This is a genomic window from Actinosynnema sp., from assembly GCF_052038725.1.
In genome coordinates this window covers 1-3,405 of record NZ_JBQGCX010001175.1, presented here as the reverse complement: position 1 = coordinate 3,405, position 3,405 = coordinate 1, and the positions used below count along the sequence as shown (strand labels likewise).

Sequence of the window (3,405 nt, the reverse complement as noted above, 5' to 3'; positions counted from 1 at the left end):
ATCGGCCCGATGCCGCAGACCTGGCGCGAGTGCGTCGGGACGGGCAGGTTGAACCTGGCGCTGCGCTCGGACTACCGCGAGTCGCTCGCGGTGCTCCAGCGGGACATCGGGTTCCGCCACATCCGGGGGCACGGGCTGCTGTCCGACGACCTCGGCGTGCTGCGCGAGTCCGGCTCGGGCGTGCGGCGGTGCTCGTTCACCTACCTGGACCAGGTGTTCGACGGCTACCTCGCGCTGGGCGTGAAACCGTTCCTGGAGCTGGGTTTCATGCCGAGCCTGCTCGCGTCCGGCGACGACACCGTGTTCTGGTGGAAGGGCAACATCACGCCGCCGCGCGACCACGGCGAGTGGGCCGCGCTGGTGACGGCGCTGCTGCGGCACCTGATCGACCGGTACGGGCTCGCCGAGGTGCGCACCTGGCCGATCGAGGTGTGGAACGAGCCGAACCTGCCGCAGTTCTGGAAGGACGCCGACCAGGACGCGTACTTCCGGCTCTACGAGAGCACGGCCCGCGCGGTGAAGGAGGTGGACGCCGGGCTCCTGGTCGGGGGTCCGGCGATCTCCCCCGGCTCGGACGACTGGTGGGCGCCGTTCGCGGAGTTCGCCGCCGCGAGCGGTTCGCCGGTGGACTTCGTGAGCAGGCACGCCTACACCTCGGGGCCCGCGCAGCACATCCCGTTCGGCACCTACCAGACGCTGTCCGCGCCGCAGGACCTGCTGGCCCAGTTCGCCGCGCCGCGCGAGCACCTGGCGGGCACCGCGCTCGCCGGGCTGCCGGTGCACATCACCGAGTTCAACAGCTCCTACCGGTCGGACAACCCGATCCACGACACCGCGTTCCACGCCGCCTACCTGGCCCCGGTGGTCACCGGCGGCAACGACCTGGTGGACTCGTTCTCCTACTGGACGTTCTGCGACGTGTTCGAGGAGGAGAACGTCCCGACCTCGGTGTTCCACGGCGGGTTCGGGCTGCTCGCGCACCGGCAGCTGCCCAAGCCCGCGTACCACCTGTACGCGTTCCTGGCGCGGATGGGCGCGCACGTGCTGGCGCGCGGCGAGGACCACCTGGTGTGCAAGGACGACGACGGCCGGGTGAGCGTGCTGGCCTGGCAGCCGGTGGGTGGCAGCGACGCGCCCGCGGCGGCCGAGCGGCACCGGGTGCGGCTGTCGGTGCCGGTGGACGCGCCCGCCGCGTTCCTGCGCCGCGAGCGGGTGGGCGAGCACGACGGCAACGCGTTCGCCGCGTGGCGGGAGCTGGGGCGGCCGTTCTCCCCCACCGAGCGGCAGTTCGACCTGCTGCGGGACTGCGCGCGCCCGGCGGTGGAGCACTCGGCGCCGCCGGTGGCCGGTGGTCGGGTGGAGCTGGACCTGGCGCTGTCGCGGCACGAGGTGACGGTCGCCGAGGTGCTGCCGGTGCGGCCGGAGCACCACGAGGGCCTGGACGACCGCAGGCTGCTCGGCGGTTCGGACGCGCGGCTGGTCGCCGCGCACGAGCTGCCGTGACCGGGCGGCGCGACCCGGCCGCCGAGATCGGTCCGGGGTTCCTGTCGCGGGTGTCGGCGGTGGTCCACTGGTTCGTGGTGCTGGAGCTGCTGCTGGCGCTGACCTGCGCGCCCGCGCTGGTGGGGCTGCTGTTCCTGGCCGACGGGCCGGGGAACGCCCTGCTGGCGGGGCTGTGCCTCGCGCCGGTGGGGCCCGCGCTGTCGGCGGCGGTGTTCGCGTGGCGGCGGTTCCTGACCGACCGGGACCTGTCCCCCGCGCGGCACTTCTGGCGCGGGTACCGGCTGAACGCGGTGGACGTGCTGCGCTGGTGGCTGCCCGCGCTGCTGGTGCTGTCGCTGGTCGGGTTCACGCTGTCCACCGTGGACCTGGCCGGGGTGCCGCGCTGGTACGCGCTGCTGCTGGCGCTGGCCGCCGCCGGGGTGCTGGTGTGGTCGGCGCAGGCGCTGGCGCTGTCGTCGGTGCTGGCCCTGCGCACCCGCGACCTGGTGCGGCTGGCCTCCTACTACCTGTTCGCCCGGCCGTCGACGGCGGTGGGCGCGCTGGCGCTGGTGGTCGTGGTGCTGGGGGCGGTGCGCTTCGGTTCGGACTGGGCGCCGCTGCTGCTGGCCTCGCCGCTCGCCCTGGCCCTGCTGCGCACCGCCGAACCGGCGCTGCGCGACGCGACGGAGAGGTTCACCGCATGACCGGGAAGATCTCCTACGGTGGCGACTACAACCCCGAGCAGTGGCCCGAGGAGGTCTGGGACCACGACTACGCGGCGTTCGAGCTGGCCGGGATCGACACGCTCACGGTGGGCGTGTTCGCCTGGGCGCACCTGCAACCGGCCGAGGACCGGTACGACTTCACGGTGTTGGACGCGATCGTGGAGCGGGCGACCGCCGAGGGCAAGCGGATCGTGCTGGCCACGCCGAGCGGCGCGATGCCGCCGTGGCTGGCGCGGGCGCACCCGGAGGCGTGCCGGGTGGACTTCGAGGGGCGCAAGCACGTCTACGGGCAGCGGCACAACGCCTGCCCGTCGTCCCCCGCGTTCCGGCGGCTCTCCGTCGCGATGGCCGGGCAGCTGGCGCGGCGGTACGGGCAGAACCCGGCGGTCGTGGCCTGGCACGTGGGCAACGAGTACGGCGGGGCCTGCTACTGCGGGCTGTGCGCGGCCGGGTTCCGGGAGTGGTTGCGCGAGCGGTACGGGAACTTGGCGCGGCTGAACGACGCGTGGAACACCACGTTCTGGTCGCACACCTACACCGACTGGGACGAGATCGAGCCGCCGAACGCGCTGTCCGAGCACTGGCGCGGGCCGGACCACACCGCGTTCCAGGGCACGACGCTGGACTACAGGCGGTTCATGACCGACGCGCTGCTGGGCGGGTTCGTCGCGGAGAAGGCGGCGATCCGGGAGCACGTGCCGGACACGCCCGTGACGACGAACTTCATGGGGCTCTACCAGCCGGTCGACTACCACCGGTGGGCCGAGCACCTGGACTTCGCGTCCTGGGACAACTACCCGCCGGAGGACGCGGACCCGCTGCGCACGGCGGCGCGGATGGCGCTGGCGCACGGGCTGGTGCGGGGGCTCACGGGCGGCGACCCGTTCTGGGTGATGGAGCAGACGCCGTCGACCACGGCGTGCCGGGACGTGAACCCGGTGAAGCGGCCCGGAATCCTGCGGCTGTGGTCGTGGCAGTCGGTCGCGCACGGCGCGGACGCGGTGCTGTACTTCCAGATGCGGCACGCGCGCGGGGCGAGCGAGAAGTACCACGGCGCGGTGCTCGACCACGCCGGGCGCACGGACACGCGGGTGTTCCGGGAGGTCGCGGCGCTGGGGGCGGAGTTCGCGGCGGTCGGTGACGCGCTGCTCGGGGCGCGCACCCCGGCGCGGGTGGCGCTGCTGGTGGACTGGGACAG

General features: G+C 73.7%; 3 protein-coding genes. All 3 read left to right on the top strand.

Features of this window, described 5'->3' with window-relative positions:
* The coding region (locus tag ACTUAL_RS24595) for a GH39 family glycosyl hydrolase (RefSeq protein WP_440901917.1) at positions 1 to 1,503 on the top strand (1,503 nt) is incomplete at its 5' end.
* Entirely contained in the window at positions 1,500 to 2,186 is a 687-nt protein-coding gene (locus ACTUAL_RS24590; protein WP_440901916.1) for a DUF624 domain-containing protein, read from the top strand. The genes ACTUAL_RS24595 and ACTUAL_RS24590, both read left to right, overlap by 4 nt.
* A partial coding sequence (locus tag ACTUAL_RS24585) for a beta-galactosidase (RefSeq protein WP_440901915.1) occupies positions 2,183 to 3,405 on the top strand: 1,223 nt, incomplete at its 3' end. The genes ACTUAL_RS24590 and ACTUAL_RS24585, both read left to right, overlap by 4 nt.